Here is a 23,489-nt window from a genome sequence, read left to right as displayed (position 1 = left end):
TGAATGTTTGAGGGAGGTTAGAACGGTGGCACGAAATAAAAAGAGATACCGCAAGTCATCCAACAAAAAGAAATTATACGTTTTAACGTTTTTAATAGCAGTTTTAGCCATTACTGCTACTATGACTGTGTTTTCTAAAGGCGGTCAGCCGTTTGCTAGTAAAGATAACAATTCACAAACGCAGGAAAATGGTAATGAAATGACTGAATCTGAATCTAGTAGTAATATGAATGTAAATGAAACAAACAATACTTCGAACGACAACAGTAATGATGAAGCTCTCACTTTTTTACTAGTTGGTGTGGATAATGAAGAGGAATCCGGAGCCGAAAGAACGGATACCATTATGGTTGCTAATTTAAACCCTAAAACCGGCAACGTAAGACTTGCTTCGATTATGAGAGACTCTTACGTTGAAATTCCAGGATATGAAAACAACAAGATCAATGCTTCTTTCGCCTATGGAGGAATTGAATTGTTAAAAGAAACCATCGAAACAAACTTTAATATAAATGTAGACTATCATGCTACTATTAATTTTGATGGTTTTGTTGAAGTAGTAGATACCGTTGCACCGGATGGTGTGGAAGTAAACATTGATGAAAGAATGCAATATCAAGATAATTCAGGTAATGTAAATATTGATTTTCAACCTGGTGAACAATTACTAGACGGTGAAGAAGCACTGGAATACGTTCGTTTTCGAGGAAATGGAAATAACGATTTTGGGAGAGTTGAACGACAGCAAGAGATGTTAAATCTATTAAAAGACGAACTCTTGTCTGTAAGCAGTGTCACAAAAGTACCCCAATTAATAAATGCTGTCCGACCAAACCTTGAAACCGACGTTTCAACTAGCAAGATGTTAGGTCTTGGAAAAGACATTCTTCTGAATCAAATTAATAATATTGATACGTTACGTGTGCCGATTGAAGATTCCTATACAAATGAGAGATACAGCCATGCCGGTGCTGTTTTAGAAATGGACAAAGAAACAAACAGCCAAGAACTCAAAGATTTTCTAAACGGCGCTACTAATAGTGATAAACAAACAGCAGCAAATAACGAGGAAGAGAAAGATTAAGAACCACTTCTCTTAAGAAAACGGCTTAACAAAAAAAGAAGGGCACCTTGATAAACCAAATGGTTTCAAGGTGCCCTTCTTTTTACGATTCGTATTTTTTAAATATGATGGTTGCATTATGACCGCCAAAGCCTAATGAATTGCTCAATGCTACCTTAATAGGAGCGTTTCTTTTTTCGTTTGGCACGTAGTCAAGATCACAGTTTGGATCTGGTTCATCATAATTAATGGTCGGTGGAACAGTCTCTTCTTCCATCGCTTTTAGAGTGAATACAGCCTCAACACCACCTGCTGCTCCTAGAAGGTGACCAGTCATGGATTTTGTAGAGCTAATCATTAAGTTAGAGGCATGGTCACCAAATAACGATTTCAACGCAGTCGTTTCATATTCATCGTTATAGGCTGTACTAGTTCCATGTGCATTCACATACTGAATGTCTTGTGGCTGTAAGTCCGCATCATCTATTGCCTGTTGCATAGAACGTACAGCTCCTTCTCCTTCTGGTGCCGGAGCTGTAAGGTGATAGGCATCTCCGGTTGCACCATATCCTACAATTTCTCCATAAATATGAGCTCCACGGCTTTTGGCCGATTCTAATGATTCTAAAATAAGCACTCCAGCGCCTTCTCCCATTACAAAGCCATCGCGGTTTTTATCAAACGGGCGAGATGCCGTCGCTGGATCTTCATTCGTCGTTATCGCTTTAGCAGAAGAGAACCCGGCTACCGCCATATTTGTTATAGGGGCTTCGGCACCTCCTGTAATCATTACTTCCGCATCTCCGCGTTGAATGACTTTAAACGCATCACCAATAGAGTTGGTCCCAGACGCACAAGCCGTCACCGTACAAGAATTGATTCCTTTTGCTCCTGTTACAATCGATACCTGTCCTGAAGCCATATCTGGAATCATCATCGGCACAAAAAATGGACTAACACGTTTATACCCTTTTTGTTGAAAATTGTTAAACTGTTGCTCATACGTTTCCATTCCACCAATACCGGCGCCTATCCAAACACCGACACGTTCGGCGTTTTCTTCTGTAATCTCATAATTAGCATCCTTTAACGCCATTTCGGCAGAAGCCACCGCAAACTGTGTGAAGCGATCCATTTTTCTTGCTTCTTTTTTATCTATAAAATCCGATGGTTCAAAATCCTTTACCTCAGCCGCGGTCTTCATTGGAAATTCGTCTTTATTTACACGTGTCAGTTCACCGACACCTGATACACCTGCCGCTGCATTTTTCCAAGATGAATCCACATCTAGTCCCAAAGGATTTACCGTTCCCAATCCTGTAATAACTACACGATTATTATTGCTCATGTCATTTCTCTCCTTTGTTTTGGTTCCATGAATATTTTAGCGTCCCCAGCGCATGGCAGTGGCTCCCCAAACAAGACCAGACCCAAAACCAACCATGACGATGAGATCTCCTTCTTTTATTTTACCATTTTTTAATTCTTCGACCATAGCAATTGGTATAGAAGAAGAAGAAGTATTTCCATATTTGTGTACCGTTGCCGCCATTTTTTCCTTAGGAAGTTCTAATCGTTCTCTTGCCGCTTCCATAATGCGGATATTAGCCTGGTGAGGGACAAGAAAGTCCACGTCATCTTTCGTTAACCCTGCCTTTTCTACCACATTAATCGAAGATTCTCCCATTTGACGAACAGCGAATTTAAACACTTCCCGCCCATTCATAATTAACTGAGGATCCTGACGAATGTGCATAGCTCCTTCCCCATCTGATCCAAGTTCAAACGAAAGAAATCCTTTTCCTTCATCTACCGGACCAACAACAGCAGCTCCTGCACCATCTCCGAACAATACCGCTGTATTTCGATCGTCCATATCCGTCACTTTCGACAATTTTTCCGCTCCAATAACAAGAACATGCTTATACATCCCGGTTTTTATAAATTGTTCAGCAGTTGCCAATCCATATATAAATCCGGCGCATGCAGCGCTAATATCCATTGCAGCTGCCTTAGGTGCCCCAAGACGTTCTTGTAATAACGAAGATACAGATGGAAATGGATAGTCCGGTGTTACAGTGGCAACTAAAATTAAATCTAACTCAGACGCGTCAAGCTCTGCTTCTTTTAGTGCATCCACCGCAGCGTAGTAAGACATATCTGATGTATCAACATCATCTTCTGCAAATACTCTTCTTTCAATACCCGTTCTCGTACGAATCCATTCATCACTTGTATCTAACGTTTTTTCTAAATCAAAATTAGTTACTTCTCGTCCTTCTGTAAAACTGCCTATACCCCAAATTCCTGCATTTTGCATAACAAGCTCCTCCTCTTTTGTGAAAGGAAAAATTTTATAATGTGCTATTGATTAATACTTCATCTTATGACCTGGTTTTAAGTTTATAACAAATGAATGTAAATGTCTAGGTTCCTGCACTTTAAAAAATGAGCGTTTCCCCTTAAGGGGCTAACAACAGTATGTAAAGCCAGACAAAAAGCTGTCCTCATTATGCAAAAGGACAGCTTTCCATTTCGATTATAAATGTCCGGAAGGGGGAAACGGCCAATCCTGTTCACCATCATGCTGACCATATAAAGGCGGTCCATATCCCATATTGTATGACTGTCCGTAATAAGAAGGACCATGGGATGGACCATAACTCGGGCCATAGTGAGGACCATATGTTGGTCCATAATAAGGACCGTCGTAATGGCCATGTTGAAATAAAATTGGACCGACGGCTAAACCTGCCAGAAACGGTAGGAATGGAAAATAACGATTACTATAAGGAGCTTGGTGTAACTCGTTCCGGTATCCATAAGGGGAAAAATACATTTCATACTCACCTTTCTCTACAATGTAGGTTATTTCACTATATGACATGTAAAAGAAAGGTGTGTTAGCTTTTTATTCGTTTTTTCCTTCTTCGTAACCCATTTCGTAGGCTTCATTCATTACTTGCATGAGCATGTCAAGAGCTGGCTGCAAATCATGCATGTCCAATTCTATTCCTTTCTCGTCTAAAAAAGCACGCCCTTCTTGGATATGTTTCATTGCAATTTGCATAAATTTCATATTTCGTTCTTGATCCATCGTTTCACCTCTAATTATGTTAGAAATATTTCTTATATTGTTATTCAAGCATGATTGATTTTCTTGGTCAAGTAAATCTTTTAGGGCAATTCACCCGTATCTTTATAATGATCAATTTCTTCAATAAGTTGTTTCTGAATATTCTCTGGAACTTCCGGACTGAACTGCCCCATCGAAATCGCTTCATCCTCAAAACCGTACGACACGTTTCCACTTTCAAGTTCTCCCATTTTATACTGTTTTGCGATCTTCTGGTACACTCGCTCAACGTGCTGCACTGTACTAGTTAGCACAGTGGCCTCTCCTAAATCAGATTGATCACCCATATAACCAATTGCTTGGAGATCTTTTTCCTTCATTTTATTAATCACTTCGACATGAAAACCATCACCCGTTGGATATATAATATCTGCTTTCTTTTCCGTCATATCGTCTAGGGTCTGCAGCGCTTCTTCTTCCTTATTCCATCCGTAAACATTTTCGTTCAACACACGAATAGAATCGCTGGAATCCTTCGCGCCTTCCACAAAACCTTCCGCTTCTGGCTGCCATTTTTGAGCTGATATAACTCCAATTGTATTCGTTTCACTCATTTCACTAGAAAGTCTGCCAGCAAAATATCCCATTGCAAAACCTTCAAAGTGCACAGATGTTATATTATGTCCTTCTACATCTCCATTAAAACTGACAAAATGGATATTAGGATAATTCTCATTTATCTCCATAAAGTGGTCGGCAAAAAATCTACCATGACCAAATATTAATTCTATCCCTTCATCTTCAAGTTCTTCCACAGTATTTTTCACTTTTTTTGCATCAGAAACATTTTCCCTATACGTAACATCCATCCCAATATCAGATTGAACATGCAAAAGCCCTTCGTACCCTTTACTATTCCACCCTTGATCGTCTATTGTATTTTCTAAAAGAAGAGCGGCTTTATTATCAGCTGGAGCTGTAGAAACGTTAGAGTCACAGGCATTGATGATAGTTAGTGTTAACACCGCGCCAAATGCGAACATCCCCCACACTCCTGCTCTTTTATATCTTCTGCTCATAAAGAACACTCCCTTTTTGACATTTACACAATAGACTGCACCATAAAATTATTCGACCTGCTCACCAAAAGTCCTGCTCTTTCTTAAGGTATCATTTAACTATTATGAAGAACTATCTGCATCTATGAGTACCTTTTACGATAAAGCCATTCTACTATAAGTGCTAAAACGATAGCTGAAATAACGGAGATACCTTCTCCTATTTGCATAACATATTGCAAAATACTATAAGTTCCTATCAATACTAAACAGAATAGAAGGACTCCCACATATATCGATTTCACTTTTATACACTCCCATCTGCTTCCAATAAAAACTGCTTTAACAGCTTATATTGCCGTTAAAGCAGTCATTCTTAAACAATCATTCTATTCAATTACAGAAGCAAGAATTGCTTTTTGTATATGAAGACGATTTTCAGCTTCATCATAAACGACAGAATGCACGCCGTCAATAATTTCCTCTGAAACTTCTTCTCCACGGTGTGCCGGCAGACAATGCATGAAAATAAAATCTTCCTTTGCATGAGAGCACATAGACTCATTAATTTGAAAGCCTGTAAATGCTTCTTCGCGCTTCTTTTGTTCTTCTTCAAATCCCATACTTGCCCATACATCTGTATAAACCACGTCAGCATTTTTTATCGCTTCTTGCGGCGAGTTCATAAGCTCCATTGACGTGTTGTTTTCTTCTGCTACTTTTTTCATTTCTTCCCATACTTCTGCATCCGGTTCATAGCCTTTTGGTACAGCAATCACACCGTCTATGCCTACTTTGGCACAAGCTATCATGAGAGAATGAGCAACATTATTTCCGTCGCCAATAAAAACCGCTTTAAGGCCTTCTAATTTTCCCTTATGTTCCTTTATCGTTAAAACATCAGCCAAAGCCTGGCACGGATGATAAAGATCTGTTAACGCATTTATAACCGGAACATCTGCGTGTGTAGCAAGTTCTTCAACCATCTCGTGTGAATTAGTGCGAATCATAATACCATCCACATAACGTGACAATACATTTGCTGTGTCCTTCACCGGTTCTCCACGTCCAATTTGTAAGTCTCGTGGACTTAAAAATAACGCATGGCCCCCAAGTTGTGTCATTCCTACTTCAAATGACACTCTCGTTCTTGTAGAGGCATTCTCAAAAATCATACCAAGAGATTTCCCTGCCAAAAGCGGGGTAGAGTTGTTTTGTTGTTGGTCTTGTTTTAATTGACCTGCCAATTCTATCAGATTTTTTACTTCCTCCGAAGTGAAATCCAGTAACGTTAAAACATCTCTTTTCTTTAGTTCCGTCAAAGGCTCGGTTTTTCTATTCTCACTCACTATACGTTCACACTCCTTCACTCGCCGGTGCTCCATCTTCCAACCATTCTTCGATAGCCCGCGGTTCTTTTATTGTACCTGTCATTGCTTCTGTCATTACAGCAAAAGTGCTCGTGTTTGTGATGATGGTTTTACGTTGTTTTAATGCTTCCTGCCGTCTGTGTTTCCCTGTCGAATACCCTGTCTTAGGCATGCTGAGTAGAGCGACGGCATCCGAATGATTCACCCATTCTTCAAAAGTCATTTGTTGGTATGCCGAATCTGCAGGATTTTCTGCTACTAATGTGTAGCCTAGTTTTTGCAAACGATTGAGCGATGTTTTAACTTTTTCAAGCTGGGTGTCGTGTATATCACAAAAAACTATTCCTTTTTTGCTGAAAAGAAGCGGTACTTGGGTTTCCGACCAGGCAAATGCCTTTTTAAATGCTTCTTCTTTAGTATTAGCGACACTTATTAATTCTCCCGTCGATTTCATTTCTGCTTCTAACAACGGATCGATTCCCGGCAGTTTATCATTAGAAAATACAGGCGCTTTTACTGTGTAATAAGCCGTTTCTTCATTCAAGCCTGTTTTTTGATTACTCCATTCTTGCAAAGATGTGCCAAGCAGCATTTCAACGGCTCCCTCGACCATATGAATACCAGTAACCTTTGAAAAAATCGGCACCGTTCTCGAGGCGCGTGGATTAATTTCAATAACATACAGCTTATTATCTTCATAAACAAATTGTATATTAAAAATACCTTTAAAATCCATGCCTCTTGCTATATTTTGAGCGTATTGAACAACTAAAGCTTTGGTTGTTTCATTAATCGAATACGGCGGTGTAATGGCGAGTGAATCTCCCGAATGAACTCCTGCTGGTTCTACATGTTCAAATATTCCCGGAATTAAAATATCATATCCATCGGTCAATACATCAATTTCTAGTTCCTTTCCTGGAATATAAGCGTCAATAAGAATAGGGTATTGTACATTTTGATCCATATCAGTAAGGTAATCGTTCAGCTCCGTTTCCGTCGTATGAATAGCCATCCCTTGTCCTCCAATTACATAGGATGGGCGGAGCAATACAGGATATCCAATCTTTTCGGCTTTTTTTAAGACGTCTTCTTTATTCAAACCAGTAACTCCTGGAATATGCGGAACGTCGACTTGGTTCATAAACTCGTAAAAGCGGCCCCGGTCTTCTAACTGATCAATCGTATCAGAAGAGGTGCCAAGCACATTCCATCCTGCTTCTTCAAGATCTTTTGTTAATGAGATTCCGGTTTGACCACCTAATTGAACAATAATTCCCTCAACATTCTCAGTCTCAGCAACGTGAATAACATCTTCCTTTGTCAATGGTTCAAAATAAAGGTGATCTGCCATTTCAAAGTCGGTACTCACCGTTTCAGGATTATTGTTCATAATGACGGCTTCATACCCTGCCTTCTTTACTTCCATCGCTCCATGAACGGAACAGTAGTCGAATTCAATTCCTTGTCCGATACGAATTGGACCTGATCCAACTATTAATAACTTCGGTTTTTCGCTAGCTTGTTTTTCATCGCTTTGTTTATACCAGCTAGAATAGTAATATGGTGTTTCTGCGGTGAATTCAGCCGCACATGTATCAACCATATGATAAGAAGGGAGCATTTCCCATTGTTTTCTCTGTTGATAAATATCTTGTTCGTTAACTTGCCATTGATCTGCGAGCCATTGATCAGTAAAGCCTGCTTTTTTCCATGTGTATAACTGCTCGTAGTCAACTTCTTTCCAATCATGCTGGTAAATATGCTTTTCCATCTGTACTAGCTTTTGAAAAGATTGCAAAAAGAAAAAGTCAATCTCCGTTAATTCATGCAAAGTTGATGATGTTTCACCTTTACGTAAAAGTTCCATTATAACGAAAAAGCGACGGTCATCCTGGTCTTTCAACATTTCATAAAGTTCTTCTACCGTTTTTGCAGCAAATTCTGGAACTTCTAGCCCTTTTGTTTTAATCTCGAGCGAACGTACTGCTTTTTGAAGTGCCGCTTCTAAATTTCTTTCAATTGCCATCACTTCGCCTGTTGCTTTCATTTGCGTTCCTAGTTGTTTTTCCGCATGCACAAATTTATCAAACGGCCAACGCGGAAATTTTACGACAACATAGTCAAGTGCAGGCTCAAAGCTTGCGTACGTGTGTCCAGTGACCGGGTTTAATAGTTCGTGTAAATGATAGCCAACACTCAATTTTGCGGCCATTCTAGCTATCGGATATCCTGTTGCTTTAGAAGCAAGGGCTGAAGACCGGCTGACACGAGGATTTACTTCAATCAAATAGTAGTTTTTGCTGTAAGGATCCAATGCAAATTGAATATTACAGCCCCCCACAATGCCAAGTGCCCGAATCACTTTCAAAGAGGAAGCCCGCAACATTTGATATTCTACATCTGTCAGTGTCTGTGATGGAGCAACAACAATCGAATCTCCTGTATGAATGCCGACAGGATCGATGTTTTCCATATTGCAGACAGTAATACACGTATCGTTTTCATCGCGCATTACTTCATACTCAACTTCTTTAAAGCCGGCAATACTCTTTTCAACCAAACATTGGTGAATCGGGCTTGCTTCTAATCCTCCGGAGATAATATATCGAAGTTGTTCTTCGTTATAAGCAATACCTCCACCACCTCCACCTAACGTATAGGCTGGACGGATAATAATCGGATATCCTGTTTTATCAGCGAATAAAACAGCTTCTTCTTCTTTTTCGACAATATCACTTTCCGGAACCGGCTCACCAAGTTCTTGCATGAGCGAACGAAAAGCTTCTCTGTCTTCTCCTTGCTTAATTGATTCAATCGGTGTCCCTAGTAGCGCCACTCCATGTTTATTTAATATGTCATGTTCATCAAGAGAAAACGCTAAATTCAATCCAGTCTGACCACCAAGTGTAGCAAGCAGACCATCTGGTTTTTCTTTTATTATTACGTTTTCTACAGACTCTACAGTCAATGGTTCGAAATATACTTTATCCGCACAAGCTTCATCCGTCATCACAGTAGCTGGATTGTTGTTAATAAGCACAACTTCCATTCCTTCTTCACGTAGAGCAAGGCATGCCTGTGTGCCGGAATAATCAAATTCTGCTGCCTGGCCAATGATGATTGGTCCTGAACCAATTACCAGTACTTTTTTTATATCTGTCTCTTTAGGCATAGGTCTTCTCTCTCCCTTTATTCTTCAGATGTTCTAAAAACTGGTCAAAAATCTCTTCGCTGTCCGCGGGACCTGGATGCGCCTCTGGATGAAATTGAACCGTAACGATATCATATTTCATATGGGATAAACCTTCAATGGAACCATCATTAATATTTTTATGCTGTACGACGAATTCACCAGTTGGTAAGCTATTTTCTTTCACGACATAACTGTGATTCTGGGAAGTCATAAACACTTTATTCGAATACGTATCCTGAACGGGTTGGTTCGCACCACGGTGTCCAAAACGAAGTTTTTCTGTATCCCCTCCATATGCAAGTGCCAAAAGTTGGTGACCTAAGCAAATCCCAAGTGAAGAGTAAGTCTGTGAAAGTTGACGGTATTGCGGCAACAAGTGTTCAAGCTGTTTAGGATTGCCCGGACCGTTTGAAAACAAAAGGCCGTCCGGGTCAAGCGCCGCTATTTTTTCAGGCTTTATATCATAAGGAACGACCGTCACTTTGCAGCCTTTTTCGTTTAAACGGCGTACCATTGATTTTTTGAATCCAAAATCTAAAAGAACGATGTGTTCCTCGCCTTCTCCTGATGTAACAGGTTCGCTTACGGTAACTTCGTCAATCAGCATCTTTTCACCGATTGGTTCATAATCGATAACATTTACGTCAGCAGGATCTGTTGTTAACACCGCTCCCATATCACCTTTTTCTCGAATACTTTTTGTAAGAGTGCGTGTGTCTATACCCGTCACCAATGGAATTCCAGCTTGAGAGGCAGCTTCTTTAATCGTTTGTTTCGCCTCATAGTGAAATGCTTCAGGTGCGGCTTCACTGATAACAAGACCCGCCGGCTGTGGTTTTACACTTTCATAATCCGTTTCATTCCAGCCATAATTTCCAATGAGGGGATAGGTGAACACGACAATTTGACCGTGAAAAGAAGGGTCTGTCAACACTTCTTGATATCCTGTCATACCGGTAAAAAACACGATTTCTCCATAGATGTCTTTCTGAGTGTCTCCGTCTAAGTGCCCTTCAAATAATTCGCCACTTTCTAATTTGATGTATCCCTTCATATCCATTTCCTCCTCAGTACTACTTTGCTTTTATTCATCATTATTTTGGTTCGCTTAATACTTCCTTCAACAATTGAACACCTTTCATCAACGTGTCCCATTCGGTTGTCAGCGGTGGAAGCAGACGTATAACATTAGGCCCTGCTGCAATCACGAGCATTCCTTTATCTTGAAGAGCCATTATTTTTTCTGCAGCGGGGTTCGTCAATTCAATACCTGCCATCATTCCTAAACCGCGAATTTCTATTACATTTTTAAGCGGTATTAACTGGTGATGCAGTTCTTTTAAAAACTGTTCCCCCTTCGAAGCAGCAGCTTCAATCCAGCCCTCTTTCAACAAGGTTTGAAGGGTGGCATTGACTGCCGTCATAGCTAACGGATTACCTCCAAAAGTCGTTCCGTGACTTCCTGGTCCAAACGCTTCTTTCAAATACCTCTTACCAATCATTGCTCCGACAGGAAAGCCATTACCTAACGCTTTTGCCGTTGTAATAATATCTGGTTTTATGCCGCTGTGTTCATGGGCGAAAAATTTACCCGTTCGTCCCAAACCGGTTTGAATTTCATCACAAATAAGTAGTGAGCCCGATTTTTGAGTGATTTTTTCAATAGCTTTGAGAAAGTCGTCTGTAGCTGGGTGAACACCGCCTTCTCCTTGAACAACTTCCAATATGACGGCTGCCGTATTTTCATCTACAGCTTTCTCCAGTTCGTTCACATCGTTATATGGCAGGTATTCAAACCCTTCAAGCATTGGTCCAAAGCCTTTGTGAATACTTTCCTGCCCTGTGGCTGCCATGCTGCCAAATGTTCTTCCATGAAAGGACTGGACAAAGCTGATGATTTTTCGTCGTCCCGTATGTTTTCTTGCTAATTTAATAGCCGCTTCATTTGCTTCGGCACCGCTATTAGCAAAAAATACAAGATCTCCACAAGAATGAGTCGTCAATAGTTGGACCGCTTGCTGCTGTTCTTCATAATGAAAAAAATTGGATGCGTGCCAGCCCTTATAGAGTTGATTTTCAACTGCTTGAACAACAGTAGGGTGACCATGTCCAAGATTAACTACACCAATTCCTGACATAAAATCCATATAGGTTTTCCCTGATTTGTCCGTTATTGTTTCCCCTGATGCTTTTTCAAACGTTACATTCCATCTTTTATACGTCGGAAACAGTTCTCCATCTTGGACATTATCTGTTGATTGATCCACTGTCTCTTCCTCCTCTTTCTACTATTGCGTTTATTATCAAGTGTTGGACACTTTATCTTTCACGATAGATGTTCCTTTTAGCGTGCCGTCATTCTTTTTATTTTTCCCATTTCCATTAGCTATTGTGACTTTTTCTATATTACCTATCAAACTGGATTTCGCAGCGTTCACTTTAGGTATCATACCGCCGTAGATAGTGCCATTTTCAATGAACATTTCAACTGCACTTACTGTTAATGTATCCTCGAGCTTTCCACCACATAAAATACCATCCACATCTGTAACAAATATTAGTTCCTCAGCTTGTAGAGCTTTTGCTACAGCTGAAGCAGCTGTGTCTGCATTAACGTTAAGTTTTCCGTACGTCTCGTTGAATGCTATCGGTGCGATAACAGGAATATTACCTGCGTCCATTTCATCTTTTAACACTTCGATGTTCACTTGTTCTATGTCTCCAACTAACCCTAGTTTCTCGATATCAAGCGGTACACCTTCTAGTAGTTTTCTCTCTACACCAGAAAGACCGATAGCTTGAACTCCAGCTTGTTGCAACGATGATACTATGCTTTCGCTAACGTAACCAGTTAATACCTTTTCTGCTGTCTGTAATACTTCCGGGGTTGTTTTTCGCAATCCCTCAACAAATTCCGTTTCCACTTTCTCCACTTCCAGCATACGGTTTATCGCAGGACCACCGCCGTGAACAATAATCGGATGTTTTCCTTTTTGCTTCATGGCGGCAATACCCTCGAAAAAATCAACAGATAGATTAGCAAGGGTCGAGCCGCCGCATTTTATTACGATTATATTTTCCATGTCGATTTTCCCTCTTTCCATAGTGGTTACGTCCGGTAGCCCGCATTTATTCTGACATACTCATAGGAGAGATCGCATCCCCATGCTTTTCCAGTTCCTTCTCCAATGTTAAGATCTACATGAATTAAAATATCTTCTTGTTCTAAATAAGCTTTTGCTTCTTCTTCAGAAAAAGAAACAGGTTTACTGTTTTTCAGAGTAGGTATTGAACCTAACGCAATATCTATTTTCTCAGGGTCAAGATCAACCCCGCTATAACCCAATGCAACAATAACCCGTCCCCAGTTAGCGTCTGTCCCATATATTGCTGTTTTCACAAGATCAGACCCGACGATTTGTTTTGCTGCCATCCCAGCTTCTTTATCATTTTTAGCTCCGTCTACTTTTACTTCTACGAGCTTTGTTGCACCTTCTCCATCTCTAGCAATCTTTTTGGCAAGATCTTCACATGTAAGGCGAAGTCCATGCACAAAACCTTCCCATTCAGGATGATCGGGATGTAAACTCTCATTTCCAGCGTGTCCGCTTGCCATTACAACGACTGTATCATTCGTCGATGTATCTCCATCTACTGTAATGCAATTAAATGTTTTATTTGTCACTTCGGATAAGGCTTGTTGCAAATAAACAGGTTCAATTACTGCATCTGTCGTAATAAAACTGAGCATAGTCGCCATATTAGGATGAATCATCCCTGATCCTTTAGCAGCTCCTCCAAATGTTACCCGCTTTTCATCAATTGTCGTTTGAAAACAGGCATGCTTTTTTACTTTATCTGTCGTCATAATAGCTTCATTGAATTGATCTGCATCTTTAAAAGCTGGCATTGGTTTTAATGACCTGATACCCGGAATAATTTTATCCATGTTCAACCGTTCACCGATTACTCCGGTCGAATTAACAGCAACTTGATGAACAGGTAAATCAAAAGTATCCGCTGCTACTTCACGCATTTTGTAAGCATCAAAAAGGCCTTCTTCACCTGTACAAGCATTTGCATTGCCGCTGTTAATTACAATAGCACGCAACTTCCCTTCTTCAGCTATACTTTCTTGTGTGACTCGCAGGGGAGCAGCCTGTATTTTGTTCAATGTATAGACAGCCGCACTCGAAACTGGCACATCACATACTATCGCGCCAAGGTCGTTGCGCTTACGCTTCACTTCTGTGTGTAAACCTGCTGCTTTAAATCCGTAAGGCGTAATAATACTTCCACCACTTATTTCTGTTATATTATCGATTGTTTGTAATGTGCTCATGCTTCTATCTCCCCTGTTCTTCAAATTCTAGTTTTTACGGGTAAATCGGAATAAAATCGAGTCCCGTTTTTTCCGGATATCCAAACATTACATTCATATTCTGAATTGCCTGACCGGAAGCACCTTTCATTAGATTGTCGATCACCGAAACAATAGTCAGTCTACCGGTTCGTTCATCGACGGTAAAACCAATGTCGCAATAATTTGTGCCATAAACTTCTTTTGTGAACGGAAACGTACGGTCTCCCCTTATTCTGACAAACGGATGATCTTTATAGGCTGTATAGTAAAGTTCTTCAATATCATTTTTATTCCATCCTGATTGAAGGGGGGCATACATGGTCGCCATAATCCCTCTTGTCATCGGAATAAGATGAGGAGTGAAGGTGACCGGCGCTTTTTTATTAGTCCAGTTTTCTAATTCTTGTTCTATTTCTGGTGTATGTTTATGTTCATTCACTTTGTATACTTTAAAATTATCATTCATTTCGCTGAAATGTGTCATGGCTGAAGGAGAGCGTCCTGCCCCTGTGGTCCCCGTCTTTGCATCAATAATAAGTTCGGATGTCTCTATAGCATTTTTTTGCGCAACAGGTATTGCCCCAAGTAATGCTGCAGTTGGATAGCAACCTGGATTTGATAAAATCTGTGCTGATTTTATTTCTTCTTTATGCCATTCCGTCAAACCATAGACAGCTTTTTGCAATAATGCTTCTGGAGCACTATCACGTTGATACCAAGCAGTATACGTTTCTGGGTGATTTAAACGTAAATCTCCTGATAAATCTATTATCTTTGTCTCGGAACTTATTTGTTCTGTCCATTCTGCTGATACTCCAGGCGGTGTGGATAGAAAGACAACGTCATGTTCGTTTAAGCGCTCTGGTTGAATTTCACCAAGTGTGAGTTCCACTATGTCTGTAACATGAGGATAACTTTCAGCCATCGTTTTTCCTTCTTGAGAAGAAGAAAACACCTTGATTCCCTCTATTTTCGGATGGTTGTGTAAAATTCGTATTAATTCAATCCCACCATAACCAGTTGCTCCAACAATCGCTGCTTTCATAAATTTGCACCTCGTTTTATCTTTATACATCGTTTGTATTTTCATTATAAGCGTGAATATATATTAATGCAACTGTATTTTTATATTTTTTTAAATCAATTTATATTCGAAGCAAATAGTTTGATATAATCAATACTATTTCCATTTTGAACGATTTCATCACATATACATATTAAACGTCATTTTTGTATTTATATACATTCTTTTGCAATAAAAAAGACACCCAAAATGAGCGCCTTTTTCTATGCAAACCCTGTTGTCGTCTATTCAAGGGCTTCCCTTATTTTTTCCTCGGTATTATCTATGTTGTCTCCCCAAAAATCATTTTCTTCAGACGTGATTAACTTTCCATCTTTATCAAATACAGAGTATCCTCTGACAGACATTTGATCTCCTGCCATATCTGCTTTTTCAATCACATTTAAAGATGGATCAGATAACATGGTGAAGGTAAAACCTTCTTGATTTTTTAAATTCTGATGTGCTTCCGGTGAATCACTACTGATTGTATAAATATCTGCTTCCACATCTTCAAACTGGTCTATATTCTCTTGCAACTGCACGAGCTGCGACACGCAATGACTTCAGTTAACGCCTGTGAAATGAAATAGAATAGTTGGGTTGTCTTTATCTGCTAAATTAATATCGTCCCAATTTTCATTTTGTAAGGTCATATCTTCTTCCTCTCCACCACATGCACTAAGTATAAAAGCTACTAATGTAATAATGATAGAAAAAAGATACATTTTTTTGTAACGATCCATTGATATTCCCTCCTTAGGATATCTAGTTGCTGTCTGATACTCTTTTTAAATCATCAAGTATTGGTTCTGTATCACTTTCTAAACCATCATACTTTCTTATAACATTACCTTCCGGATCAATGAGAAAAAAGCCTGTAGTGTGTATAATGTTGTCATCTCCTGTATCTTTATCAACAACACTTAAAAACGACTCTTCAGAAAGTTCTTTTATATCCTCATTCGTATATCCGGTTAAAAAATCCCAATTATCAAAATCAACGCCATATTTTTCTCCATAATCTTTCAGCGTTTCTGGATCATCGTTATCAGGATCAACAGTAAATGAAACCAAATTTACATTATCAATACCTTCTTCTTCCATATCCGCTTGCAAACTTAACATATTTGGCGTCATCGTATTACAGACTGTTGGACAAGTAGTAAAAATCATATCAGCCAACATATATTCTCCTTCAAAATCCTCATTTGTTACTACTTCTTCCTCTTGATTTGTAAATTCAAACGGAGATAATTCCAATTCAGCTTCTGTTAAATCATTACCATTTTGAGGACCTTGCGGCTGTCCTATTTGATACATCCAGCTACAACCGCTTAGCAATGCAAAAAACAAACCAGCACTGACGAAAAATAGTGCACGCCGCCACATACTATACCCTTCTTTCTACTTTATTTTAATCGTTCTGGATCAACAGGAATATCACTAATAGTAAGCTCTCCATCGCGCGGTTGTTCTTTTTTCAACCATTGTTTGAAAACATAGCCAATGGTCGTGACATAGATAAACTCTTGAGAGATTTTCATAATGACGCCAGCCAGTTGTTGATCAGAGTGCGGATCTAAAAAAGAAAAGCCTCCTCCCGCTTTACCATTCATCATTTGTGTAGGCGGTTCTGCCCCGGGAGGCAAACAGTAGGCCATGACGTTCGACCAAACAGCCGGATTTGTATACGTTTCATACAAAGGACTACCAGCAAAAATGATTAAAGCACATGCCGGTGTTATTAAAATGCCATTAGCGAAAATATATCCCATTCTACGCAACTCAGGTAGTTGATTATTTGATGGCAGCGGAGCCAGCATGTGCCACCACATTAACCAAGCTGTCCCAAGCATGGCCATTTGATAAACGCTGTGTAACAATGGTGCCTGCATGTTTTGATCAAAAACGAAGGGAATATGATAAAAAGAAAATAACGCATTAAATCCAATCAACCCAATAATAGGATTCATCACGACACGATACAAGGTATAAGCCTTGTCCTGCCAAACATCTACCCATTTATGCAACACCCATTTTGGGATTGATAGTATAAACAGGGGTACAGCCGCAAAATATGCAAATACCATTTGTGACATATGAAGCGTTATAATGGAATGACCTGCTATATATAGTGGACTTCCCCATCCCAGATATAATGCAAATAAACCTAATACAAAGTAACATTTCTGTAGCATTGATACCTTTTTGGCACCAGGAAATGTGTGGCGTTTACTCACCGTAATCCAATAATATATAAAAGCGACAATAGCCAGTACAACAATCAATTCAGGTGTCCAAAGCGCACGAAAACTAAATGTCGAAAAATAATCCTGCATAACTACCCTCCTAATTAACCTGCAAACTAAGTAGAAGCTTTCATTTCTATTTCACCTAGAGTAAAATAGAAAAATGCACTACTCTTTAATATAGCACATTTTTAAAAGATAATAATCTTTCTCTATTGTAATTTTTTGATGCTTTTCTTACAATCTTATGAATAATGGAGAAACGAAGACTCAAAATCGTATTTTAACTACTAATAGAAAGTCGAGGTTCTTTTCTATGCAGAAACATTTAATTGTATTGGATCTGGACGGGACACTGCTAAAAGATGACAAAACAATCTCTACTCGGACCTACAAAACGCTTCGTGAAGCAAGAAAAGCAGGACACATGGTTGCTATCGCAACAGGAAGGCCATATCGGGCTAGCAAAATGTACTATCAACAATTGGGCCTTGATACACCGATAGTCAATTTTAATGGAGCTTATGTCCATCACCCCGGTGATACCTCTTTTAGAACGTACCATTCCCCACTTGATTTACAAACAGCCCAGACAATCATTGATACTTGTCAGGCTTTTCAAGTTAATAACATGATGGCAGAAGTGGTAGATGATGTATTTTTGCATGATTACGACGAAACCTTTCTTGATATGTTCGCACTTAGTACAGAACCTGCTGCTAGCGGCAATTTAAAAAATGTTTTACGACATGGGCCGACATCATTACTTGTCTACCCTAAGTCCGAAACTGCGCACCAATTACAAGAATTGATTTCCGGTGAACACGCACAAGGAATTGAACAACGGTCGTGGGGATCCCCTCACCATATGCTGGAAATTATTAAAACAGGAAATAACAAAGCGGTTGGATTGGAAAAAGTGGCGGAGTACTGCAACGTTTCTATGCAGGATATTATCGCATTTGGGGACGAAGACAATGACCTTGAAATGCTCTCACAAGCAGGGAGAGGAGTCGCGATGGGAAATGCTGCTCCAGAAGCAAAACAAGCGGCACAAGATGTTACATTTAGTAACGAAGATGAAGGCATTGCGGTTTATTTAGAGGAAAAACTTCATTTAAGAAGTATGGCGTCATTTCAAAAAGATAAGTAATTGTTTTTGAACAGGAGGAGATGGATATGAACATATATGAAATTCCAAAAGAAGCCGGCAAAGATTTACGTGAAAAGGTGGCAGATTTATTAATGGATCAAATGGCTTCCATTGGTAAAGACAATGCCTATGAATTGTTGATGGAATCGATTGACTTGGCTTTACAAGAACATTCCGGTGCTTATATTTTTGTAGCGGAATCGGAAGGTTCCATTCTAGGAGCTGCTTTTTTTAACCTTGGCATCGCTTTGGATAAAGGTGGCTATTATATTTGGCTTAACGATTTATTTGTACATAAAGAACACCGTAATCAAGGAATCGCCAAAAAACTTCTGCTGAAAATTATTTATTGGGCAGAAAATCAGAATATTAAGGGGATAGAGCTCGAGACTGGCATTAGTAACGCTGCCACTAAAGCTTTATATAATTCCCTCGGTTTTTATGACGTTATCTCTAAACGCTATGGCTTTCGCTTTTAATCACCAGCCAAATATAATAACAAGCAGAGACACCCCAATTTGTCTCTGCTTAGATCACTTATTCTTTTAGGAATAATAAATAATCATGGTAAAACTAGCTGTTTCGTCTGACTTATTCGTATAAACGTGATCTTCAGAAGCTTGAAAACGAAGCGCATCTCCTGTTTTTAACTCAAAACAGTGATTCTCTATCGCTATTTCTACATACCCTTTCTGAAGAAAAATGTATTCTTCCACTCCGTCCGGATGCGCATTCGAATAATAACTTTGCTGTGGATCAATATCGACATAAAACACTTCAAAAGGAGTGTAGCTGTCTTTTGAGAACAACGGTTTTACATGAAATCCTCCGTGATCCCCGTCTAGTGTTTTCAATTCATCATACGTAATCTTTGTAATAGAAGGACGATCTAGTTCTACAAACGTGGTGAACGGAACATTCAATCCGTTCGCTACTTTCCACAATGTTCCCACCGTTGGATTTGAATCTCCACGTTCAATTTGTCCAAGCATCGGTTTACTCACTCCGGTCATAGAAGCTGTCTCTTCTAAATTCAAACCTTTTTGACTTCTTAACTGCTTGAGTTTTTTGCCAATATGAGCGTTCAACTGATCTTTCTGCACGTGCACCACCTTGAAATATAGTATAATTTAACATACAATAATTATATTATAACATACAAGAAATTTCAAAATGAGTTATCTGTTCGAGGAGGAGTAACCATTGAAAGTAATCTCGACATCCACCGGCTCTAATGTTTTTGGGGAAGGAGTTAAAGACGGGACGTCCATTGCCCTTGGTTATATGCCTGCAGCTATTACGTTTGGTTTTATTGCTCAAACCACAAATTTATCTATACAAGAAACATTGCTCATGAGCCTGCTTGTTTTCGCCGGAGCTGCTCAATATATGGCACTTAGTTTACTCGCAGTTGGAACGGGAGCTTTAGAAATTATCTTTACAACATTTATTGTTAACATCCGACACTTTTTAATGAGTGCTTCGTTAAATGAAAAAGCACATTCCGATAGTCTTTTGAAAAAAGCAGGATATGCTTTCGGTGTCACTGACGAAGTGTTTGCCGTTACGTCTATGAAGCAAGGTAATATTAGTTCTATGTACATATATGGTGTATTTTTGATTTCTTACATAAGTTGGGTTGTTTTTTCGGGAGTGGGGCACACTGTCGGTGAATTGCTGCCTGCAACGTTGCAGCAAAGTATGACTTTTGCGTTGTATGCCTTATTTATTGCTTTACTGGCACCTTCATTAAAAAAACATCGAAAAATCATTTTTCTAGCAGGATTAGCAGCAGTTTTGAATAGTTTATTTATACAACTGATGGCGGAAGGGTGGTCGATTATTTTAGCTACTATTATTTCAGCGATTATTCTTGAATTTGTGGAACCAGCTTCTCAAAAATATACAACAGCAGAATCACCTGCACGAAAGGAGAAACGATGATGTCAGTTGATATTTTTATCATCATTATCGGTATGGCCGTTGTAACATATATCCCAAGAATGCTACCTCTTGTTTTCTTTAACACAAAACATATCCCTCCCACGTTAGAAGGGATATTACAAAATGTTCCTTATGCAGCATTAGGAGCTTTGATTTTTCCGGGGGCTCTTCTCATCCATGACAATGTTGTATTCGGACTAATTGGTGTACTGTCTGCTTTTTCAATTGCGTTTCTTAGTGGTAGTCTCATTACCGTCGTTCTTGGTTCTATTGCCGTATTGACTTTATTAACTCCGTTATTTTAATAAGAACCCGAAAGTGTACGGTGAATGACAAGGATAAACGTTAAATCATGAAAACAATTTTAGGGAATCGTAAATGTTTCGGAGTCCGTTATAACGGTGGTTGGCATAGTTCCATTGATTTTATTCGCCAGCACTTCATACGTTATCGTATAAGATCCACTTTCTAATTTTTGTGACAGGCTTTCTGACCATTTGCGTGTTTCTTCTTTTTCAAGAGTGACTGATTTTAACGCTTGACTAAACATTTTACCATCAGAATAACGATAGACAGTTTCTTCTGCCTTTTTGATAACAACCTCAATTTCTTGAGCACTTGTGAATTCTATAAGAGACGACTCTCCTGATTTATTTTGGAGTCTCACTGACCATTCTTGACTATTCACCTCAAATGATCCGTTTACAACTAATGCTGATTTCATCGTTTTTTCTTCTCCCGGCTGCTTATTTTCATTTTCTAAGGTACTACATCCGATAAGCGGCAGAACCAACAAAAAAACAATAACTAAATATTTCACTTTCTTCTCCCTTGCTAATCACTTTTTCGAAACATACCATAAATTCCAGCTGTATTTACAATATTCGTAAAGGCTTGCTCATCCACTTCCTCAATAACTTCCTTTAAAGCAAACAATTCATAACGTGTAATTACAATCATTAATATTTCTTTTTCGGTATAGTCATATCCTCCTTTTGCAGGGATTCTTGTAATCCCTCTGGTGATATGCTTATGAATGGCCTCACGCAAAGCTTCCGGCTGTTTCGTGACGATAAAAGCTGTTACTTTTACATGACGGGTATGAATCGTATCTATAACACGGGAACTCACGTATAACGTGAGCAGAGTGTACAATGCAATCTCCCAGTCAAACAATAAGCCAGCAGCTATGACGATAATACCGTTAAGAATAAAGAAATAATTTCCAACCGGGCCATCACTGATTCGAGCCAATACGAGAGCGACAACATCCAGTCCACCAGCGGATGCACCCCATTTTAAGGGAAGAGCTGCTCCTACTGCTGTAATAACTCCACCAAATACACCGTTTAAAAGAATATTGTCCGACAATGCTTCTATTGGAATAATTTCGAGAAAAAATGTTGTTAGAGCAACATGTATAAAGCTATAAAACGTAAATAATTTCCCTACTTTGTACCAGCCTAGTACTGCAATAGGGATATTAATGAGAAATAGAAACATCCCCGTCGATAGTGGCAACAGTGCTGCTAAAATTTGAGCGATACCTGTTGCCCCATTTGCAAAAACATTGGCTGGTATTAAAAACATGTTTAAACCGACTGCCATTACAATGGTAGATACAACGATGATGAGAACCTTCTGTATTTCTTTAAACAAGGTTGAGTTTCTTGTAATCATAAGTCACACACCGCCCTATTCCTTCCCTAAATATGTTTCACGGCCCAATCAGTCATCGTAAGCATTCCGTATCTTGACACTTTATGGACTGCCTTTTCTTCCAAATGGTACGTAATAGTATCATCGGAAATCGGACGTGATTGTTTTATTTTTTCATAGAAAGCATACGAATCTTTATATGGTACGACATTATCCTCGCGTCCGTGCCAAAAAAACAGAGGACGCTTTCCGAGAACATCCGGTTGCTGTGACAAATCATATGGTACTAATTGCTTTACTTCTCGTTCTGCCTCCTCATCTGAAAGAGGAAAATCATCCTGTTCTTTCAACACTGCTATCTGATAACGGGCATAGGCTTCCCAAGCAGGATTTCCCATCATCACTGCTCCGCCCTTTATCCATGGAAAAGCAGCTAACGCTCCACATGTTAACATGCCACCCATTGACGTTCCCGCCACAAATAAACGAGAATCTTTGATTAGCTGCTGCTTCTCTAATGAATCACGAATCGTCTTTATATCTTGTAAACCTTCCAAAACAATCGACCAAAATTTAAAAAGCCGTTGTTTTTCCGTTATACCTTCGCTTCGTTCACCATGGTGCCTTGCTTCGGGCAACACAATACGTATACCGTTTTTAGCCATTTGATAAGCAAAATGTAAGTTATGTTCTTTTGCACTTGAAAATCCATGCCAATATATCATGGTCGGTAACGGTTTTCCTGCCTCGTTCTTGTCATATATATGTAACGCTGGTACGTTGTGAAAAGGTTCATCCTCGATAGTGAGCATTCTCATCTTCCTTTGCCGATAAAATTAAGAACCCTTGTTCATTGTACTTTAATAAGGGTAGGGTTAAAAGAGAAAATACTTAAGGATAGGTCACCATAAGGAAAAACTGCTCCCCCATAACATGCGTCATGGTGAAGCAGTATGACAATTCGGGTTATTTGTCTTGAATACTTGTACGAATCGGTTCTTCTCCCTTTTCTTCTGCTTTATCAAAGTGATGCACAGAATGCATGGCACCTTCAGATACCATTTTATTATCCTCAAAATCATAAGGTTCAGAATGACCAACCTTTTCATTCAATTCCTCGTCTTCCTTTTCCTTTGTAGAGCCTGTCCACTTTGATATGGATCGCTTAGAAACATTTTTTAATTGTTCCCTTTTTTCTTCATCTCTTAACAAAAAAGTAGCTGTTCCTACGACTCCAGCAACAAGAGAAGGAAGCAGAAAGTTTCTTTTTTTCATTATTTAGTCCTCCTGTC

26 protein-coding genes are annotated in these 23,489 nt (G+C 39.3%); 5 read left to right on the top strand and 21 right to left on the bottom strand.

Features of this window, described 5'->3' with window-relative positions; translation table 11 throughout:
- Positions 1 to 25: 25 nt before the first annotated feature.
- The gene (locus J2S78_RS06080) at positions 26 to 1,084 is read left to right on the top strand and encodes an LCP family protein (RefSeq protein WP_306897071.1); all 1,059 of its coding nucleotides are present in this window, start codon (positions 26 to 28) and stop codon (positions 1,082 to 1,084) included.
- A gap of 82 nt (positions 1,085 to 1,166) precedes the next feature.
- On the opposite strand, the gene fabF is transcribed toward J2S78_RS06080, so the two are convergent.
- The 16 genes from fabF to ctaG all read right to left on the bottom strand — a co-directional run bounded on the left by fabF (position 1,167) and on the right by ctaG (position 17,531).
- The gene (gene fabF, locus J2S78_RS06075; protein WP_306897069.1) at positions 1,167 to 2,411 is read right to left on the bottom strand and encodes a beta-ketoacyl-ACP synthase II; all 1,245 of its coding nucleotides are present in this window, start codon (positions 2,409 to 2,411) and stop codon (positions 1,167 to 1,169) included.
- 36 nt (positions 2,412 to 2,447) lie between these two features.
- A complete protein-coding gene (locus J2S78_RS06070) occupies positions 2,448 to 3,383 on the bottom strand; it encodes a beta-ketoacyl-ACP synthase III (protein WP_306897068.1) in 936 nt (311 codons plus the stop codon).
- 219 nt (positions 3,384 to 3,602) lie between these two features.
- Entirely contained in the window at positions 3,603 to 3,902 is a 300-nt protein-coding gene (locus J2S78_RS06065) for a penicillin-binding protein (RefSeq protein WP_306897065.1), read from the bottom strand.
- 72 nt (positions 3,903 to 3,974) lie between these two features.
- Positions 3,975 to 4,160, bottom strand: a complete 186-nt coding sequence (locus tag J2S78_RS06060; RefSeq protein WP_125559115.1) for a ComZ family protein — start codon at positions 4,158 to 4,160, stop codon at positions 3,975 to 3,977.
- A gap of 80 nt (positions 4,161 to 4,240) precedes the next feature.
- Positions 4,241 to 5,218 (bottom strand): BMP family ABC transporter substrate-binding protein, encoded by a 978-nt coding sequence (locus J2S78_RS06055; protein WP_306897063.1) that lies wholly within the window; start codon positions 5,216 to 5,218, stop codon positions 4,241 to 4,243.
- 368 nt (positions 5,219 to 5,586) lie between these two features.
- Positions 5,587 to 6,546 (bottom strand): ornithine carbamoyltransferase, encoded by a 960-nt coding sequence (gene argF, locus J2S78_RS06050; protein ID WP_306897061.1) that lies wholly within the window; start codon positions 6,544 to 6,546, stop codon positions 5,587 to 5,589.
- 7 nt (positions 6,547 to 6,553) lie between these two features.
- Positions 6,554 to 9,742, bottom strand: coding sequence for a carbamoyl-phosphate synthase (glutamine-hydrolyzing) large subunit (carB, locus tag J2S78_RS06045; RefSeq protein WP_306897059.1), 3,189 nt, complete (start codon positions 9,740 to 9,742; stop codon positions 6,554 to 6,556).
- Positions 9,735 to 10,817 carry a carbamoyl phosphate synthase small subunit gene (locus J2S78_RS06040; protein WP_306897058.1) on the bottom strand — a complete coding sequence of 361 codons (1,083 nt, stop codon included), beginning with the start codon at positions 10,815 to 10,817 and terminating at the stop codon, positions 9,735 to 9,737. The genes carB and J2S78_RS06040 overlap by 8 nt, the downstream gene beginning before the upstream one ends.
- Before the next feature lie 40 nt (positions 10,818 to 10,857).
- Complete coding sequence (argD, locus tag J2S78_RS06035) at positions 10,858 to 12,030, bottom strand: acetylornithine transaminase (protein ID WP_306897057.1); 1,173 nt, start codon at positions 12,028 to 12,030, stop codon at positions 10,858 to 10,860.
- Between the two features lie 36 nt (positions 12,031 to 12,066).
- The gene (argB, locus tag J2S78_RS06030) at positions 12,067 to 12,846 is read right to left on the bottom strand and encodes an acetylglutamate kinase (protein WP_306897056.1); all 780 of its coding nucleotides are present in this window, start codon (positions 12,844 to 12,846) and stop codon (positions 12,067 to 12,069) included.
- 26 nt (positions 12,847 to 12,872) lie between these two features.
- On the bottom strand, positions 12,873 to 14,105 hold the full coding sequence (gene argJ / locus J2S78_RS06025) for a bifunctional glutamate N-acetyltransferase/amino-acid acetyltransferase ArgJ (RefSeq protein WP_306897055.1): 1,233 nt from the start codon (positions 14,103 to 14,105) through the stop codon (positions 12,873 to 12,875).
- Positions 14,106 to 14,139: 34 nt separating this feature from the next.
- Entirely contained in the window at positions 14,140 to 15,171 is a 1,032-nt protein-coding gene (gene argC, locus J2S78_RS06020; protein WP_306897053.1) for an N-acetyl-gamma-glutamyl-phosphate reductase, read from the bottom strand.
- 263 nt (positions 15,172 to 15,434) lie between these two features.
- Positions 15,435 to 15,746 carry a redoxin domain-containing protein gene (locus tag J2S78_RS06015; RefSeq protein WP_306897051.1) on the bottom strand — a complete coding sequence of 104 codons (312 nt, stop codon included), beginning with the start codon at positions 15,744 to 15,746 and terminating at the stop codon, positions 15,435 to 15,437.
- A 9-nt stretch (positions 15,747 to 15,755) separates the two neighbouring features.
- Complete coding sequence (locus J2S78_RS06010) at positions 15,756 to 15,935, bottom strand: hypothetical protein (protein WP_306897050.1); 180 nt, start codon at positions 15,933 to 15,935, stop codon at positions 15,756 to 15,758.
- Between the two features lie 22 nt (positions 15,936 to 15,957).
- Positions 15,958 to 16,581, bottom strand: a complete 624-nt coding sequence (locus J2S78_RS06005) for an SCO family protein (protein ID WP_306897049.1) — start codon at positions 16,579 to 16,581, stop codon at positions 15,958 to 15,960.
- A 20-nt stretch (positions 16,582 to 16,601) separates the two neighbouring features.
- Positions 16,602 to 17,531 carry a cytochrome c oxidase assembly factor CtaG gene (gene ctaG / locus J2S78_RS06000; RefSeq protein ID WP_306897048.1) on the bottom strand — a complete coding sequence of 310 codons (930 nt, stop codon included), beginning with the start codon at positions 17,529 to 17,531 and terminating at the stop codon, positions 16,602 to 16,604.
- Between the two features lie 226 nt (positions 17,532 to 17,757).
- On the opposite strand from ctaG, the gene J2S78_RS05995 reads away from it, so the two are divergent.
- Both J2S78_RS05995 and J2S78_RS05990 read left to right on the top strand, forming a co-directional pair.
- A complete protein-coding gene (locus tag J2S78_RS05995) occupies positions 17,758 to 18,594 on the top strand; it encodes a Cof-type HAD-IIB family hydrolase (protein WP_306897047.1) in 837 nt (278 codons plus the stop codon).
- Between the two features lie 26 nt (positions 18,595 to 18,620).
- A complete protein-coding gene (locus tag J2S78_RS05990; RefSeq protein WP_306897046.1) occupies positions 18,621 to 19,073 on the top strand; it encodes a GNAT family N-acetyltransferase in 453 nt (150 codons plus the stop codon).
- A gap of 66 nt (positions 19,074 to 19,139) precedes the next feature.
- Here the strand turns inward: J2S78_RS05990 and J2S78_RS05985 are convergent, their stop codons facing one another.
- A complete protein-coding gene (locus tag J2S78_RS05985) occupies positions 19,140 to 19,697 on the bottom strand; it encodes a helix-turn-helix domain-containing protein (protein ID WP_306897045.1) in 558 nt (185 codons plus the stop codon).
- A 100-nt stretch (positions 19,698 to 19,797) separates the two neighbouring features.
- Between J2S78_RS05985 and J2S78_RS05980 the strand changes: the two genes are divergently transcribed.
- Both J2S78_RS05980 and J2S78_RS05975 read left to right on the top strand, forming a co-directional pair.
- Positions 19,798 to 20,538 (top strand): AzlC family ABC transporter permease, encoded by a 741-nt coding sequence (locus J2S78_RS05980; protein WP_306897044.1) that lies wholly within the window; start codon positions 19,798 to 19,800, stop codon positions 20,536 to 20,538.
- Positions 20,538 to 20,843, top strand: a complete 306-nt coding sequence (locus J2S78_RS05975; protein WP_306897043.1) for an AzlD domain-containing protein — start codon at positions 20,538 to 20,540, stop codon at positions 20,841 to 20,843. Before J2S78_RS05980 ends, J2S78_RS05975 begins: the two co-directional genes overlap by 1 nt.
- A gap of 59 nt (positions 20,844 to 20,902) precedes the next feature.
- Here the strand turns inward: J2S78_RS05975 and J2S78_RS05970 are convergent, their stop codons facing one another.
- From J2S78_RS05970 to J2S78_RS05955, 4 genes are all read right to left on the bottom strand, one after another.
- Positions 20,903 to 21,358, bottom strand: a complete 456-nt coding sequence (locus tag J2S78_RS05970) for a BsuPI-related putative proteinase inhibitor (RefSeq protein ID WP_306897042.1) — start codon at positions 21,356 to 21,358, stop codon at positions 20,903 to 20,905.
- 14 nt (positions 21,359 to 21,372) lie between these two features.
- A complete protein-coding gene (locus tag J2S78_RS05965) occupies positions 21,373 to 22,218 on the bottom strand; it encodes a YitT family protein (RefSeq protein WP_306897041.1) in 846 nt (281 codons plus the stop codon).
- 26 nt (positions 22,219 to 22,244) lie between these two features.
- Complete coding sequence (locus J2S78_RS05960; protein ID WP_306897040.1) at positions 22,245 to 23,009, bottom strand: serine aminopeptidase domain-containing protein; 765 nt, start codon at positions 23,007 to 23,009, stop codon at positions 22,245 to 22,247.
- A 154-nt stretch (positions 23,010 to 23,163) separates the two neighbouring features.
- Positions 23,164 to 23,472 carry a YbyB family protein gene (locus J2S78_RS05955; protein WP_306897039.1) on the bottom strand — a complete coding sequence of 103 codons (309 nt, stop codon included), beginning with the start codon at positions 23,470 to 23,472 and terminating at the stop codon, positions 23,164 to 23,166.
- Positions 23,473 to 23,489 lie beyond the last annotated feature (17 nt).

It is taken from the genome of Salibacterium salarium (genome assembly GCF_030813635.1).
GTDB lineage: Bacteria > Bacillota > Bacilli > Bacillales > Marinococcaceae > Salibacterium > Salibacterium salarium.
This window is presented reverse-complemented; position numbering and strand designations above follow the sequence as displayed.

Coding starts and splice junctions, on each gene's coding strand:
- J2S78_RS06005 (WP_306897049.1), bottom strand. CDS start 16,581: ATGTGGCGGCGTGCACTATTTTTCGTCAGTGCTGGTTTGTTTTTTGCA.
- J2S78_RS06010 (WP_306897050.1), bottom strand. CDS start 15,935: ATGGATCGTTACAAAAAAATGTATCTTTTTTCTATCATTATTACATTA.
- ctaG (WP_306897048.1), bottom strand. CDS start 17,531: ATGCAGGATTATTTTTCGACATTTAGTTTTCGTGCGCTTTGGACACCT.
- argJ (WP_306897055.1), bottom strand. CDS start 14,105: ATGAGCACATTACAAACAATCGATAATATAACAGAAATAAGTGGTGGA.
- J2S78_RS05965 (WP_306897041.1), bottom strand. CDS start 22,218: ATGATTACAAGAAACTCAACCTTGTTTAAAGAAATACAGAAGGTTCTC.
- J2S78_RS06055 (WP_306897063.1), bottom strand. CDS start 5,218: ATGAGCAGAAGATATAAAAGAGCAGGAGTGTGGGGGATGTTCGCATTT.
- carB (WP_306897059.1), bottom strand. CDS start 9,742: ATGCCTAAAGAGACAGATATAAAAAAAGTACTGGTAATTGGTTCAGGA.
- J2S78_RS06065 (WP_306897065.1), bottom strand. CDS start 3,902: ATGTATTTTTCCCCTTATGGATACCGGAACGAGTTACACCAAGCTCCT.
- argC (WP_306897053.1), bottom strand. CDS start 15,171: ATGAAAGCAGCGATTGTTGGAGCAACTGGTTATGGTGGGATTGAATTA.
- argB (WP_306897056.1), bottom strand. CDS start 12,846: ATGGAAAATATAATCGTAATAAAATGCGGCGGCTCGACCCTTGCTAAT.
- J2S78_RS05995 (WP_306897047.1), top strand. CDS start 17,758: ATGCAGAAACATTTAATTGTATTGGATCTGGACGGGACACTGCTAAAA.
- J2S78_RS06060 (WP_125559115.1), bottom strand. CDS start 4,160: ATGGATCAAGAACGAAATATGAAATTTATGCAAATTGCAATGAAACAT.
- J2S78_RS06070 (WP_306897068.1), bottom strand. CDS start 3,383: ATGCAAAATGCAGGAATTTGGGGTATAGGCAGTTTTACAGAAGGACGA.
- J2S78_RS05990 (WP_306897046.1), top strand. CDS start 18,621: ATGAACATATATGAAATTCCAAAAGAAGCCGGCAAAGATTTACGTGAA.
- J2S78_RS05960 (WP_306897040.1), bottom strand. CDS start 23,009: ATGCTCACTATCGAGGATGAACCTTTTCACAACGTACCAGCGTTACAT.
- J2S78_RS05955 (WP_306897039.1), bottom strand. CDS start 23,472: ATGAAAAAAAGAAACTTTCTGCTTCCTTCTCTTGTTGCTGGAGTCGTA.
- fabF (WP_306897069.1), bottom strand. CDS start 2,411: ATGAGCAATAATAATCGTGTAGTTATTACAGGATTGGGAACGGTAAAT.
- J2S78_RS06040 (WP_306897058.1), bottom strand. CDS start 10,817: ATGAAGGGATACATCAAATTAGAAAGTGGCGAATTATTTGAAGGGCAC.
- J2S78_RS05975 (WP_306897043.1), top strand. CDS start 20,538: ATGTCAGTTGATATTTTTATCATCATTATCGGTATGGCCGTTGTAACA.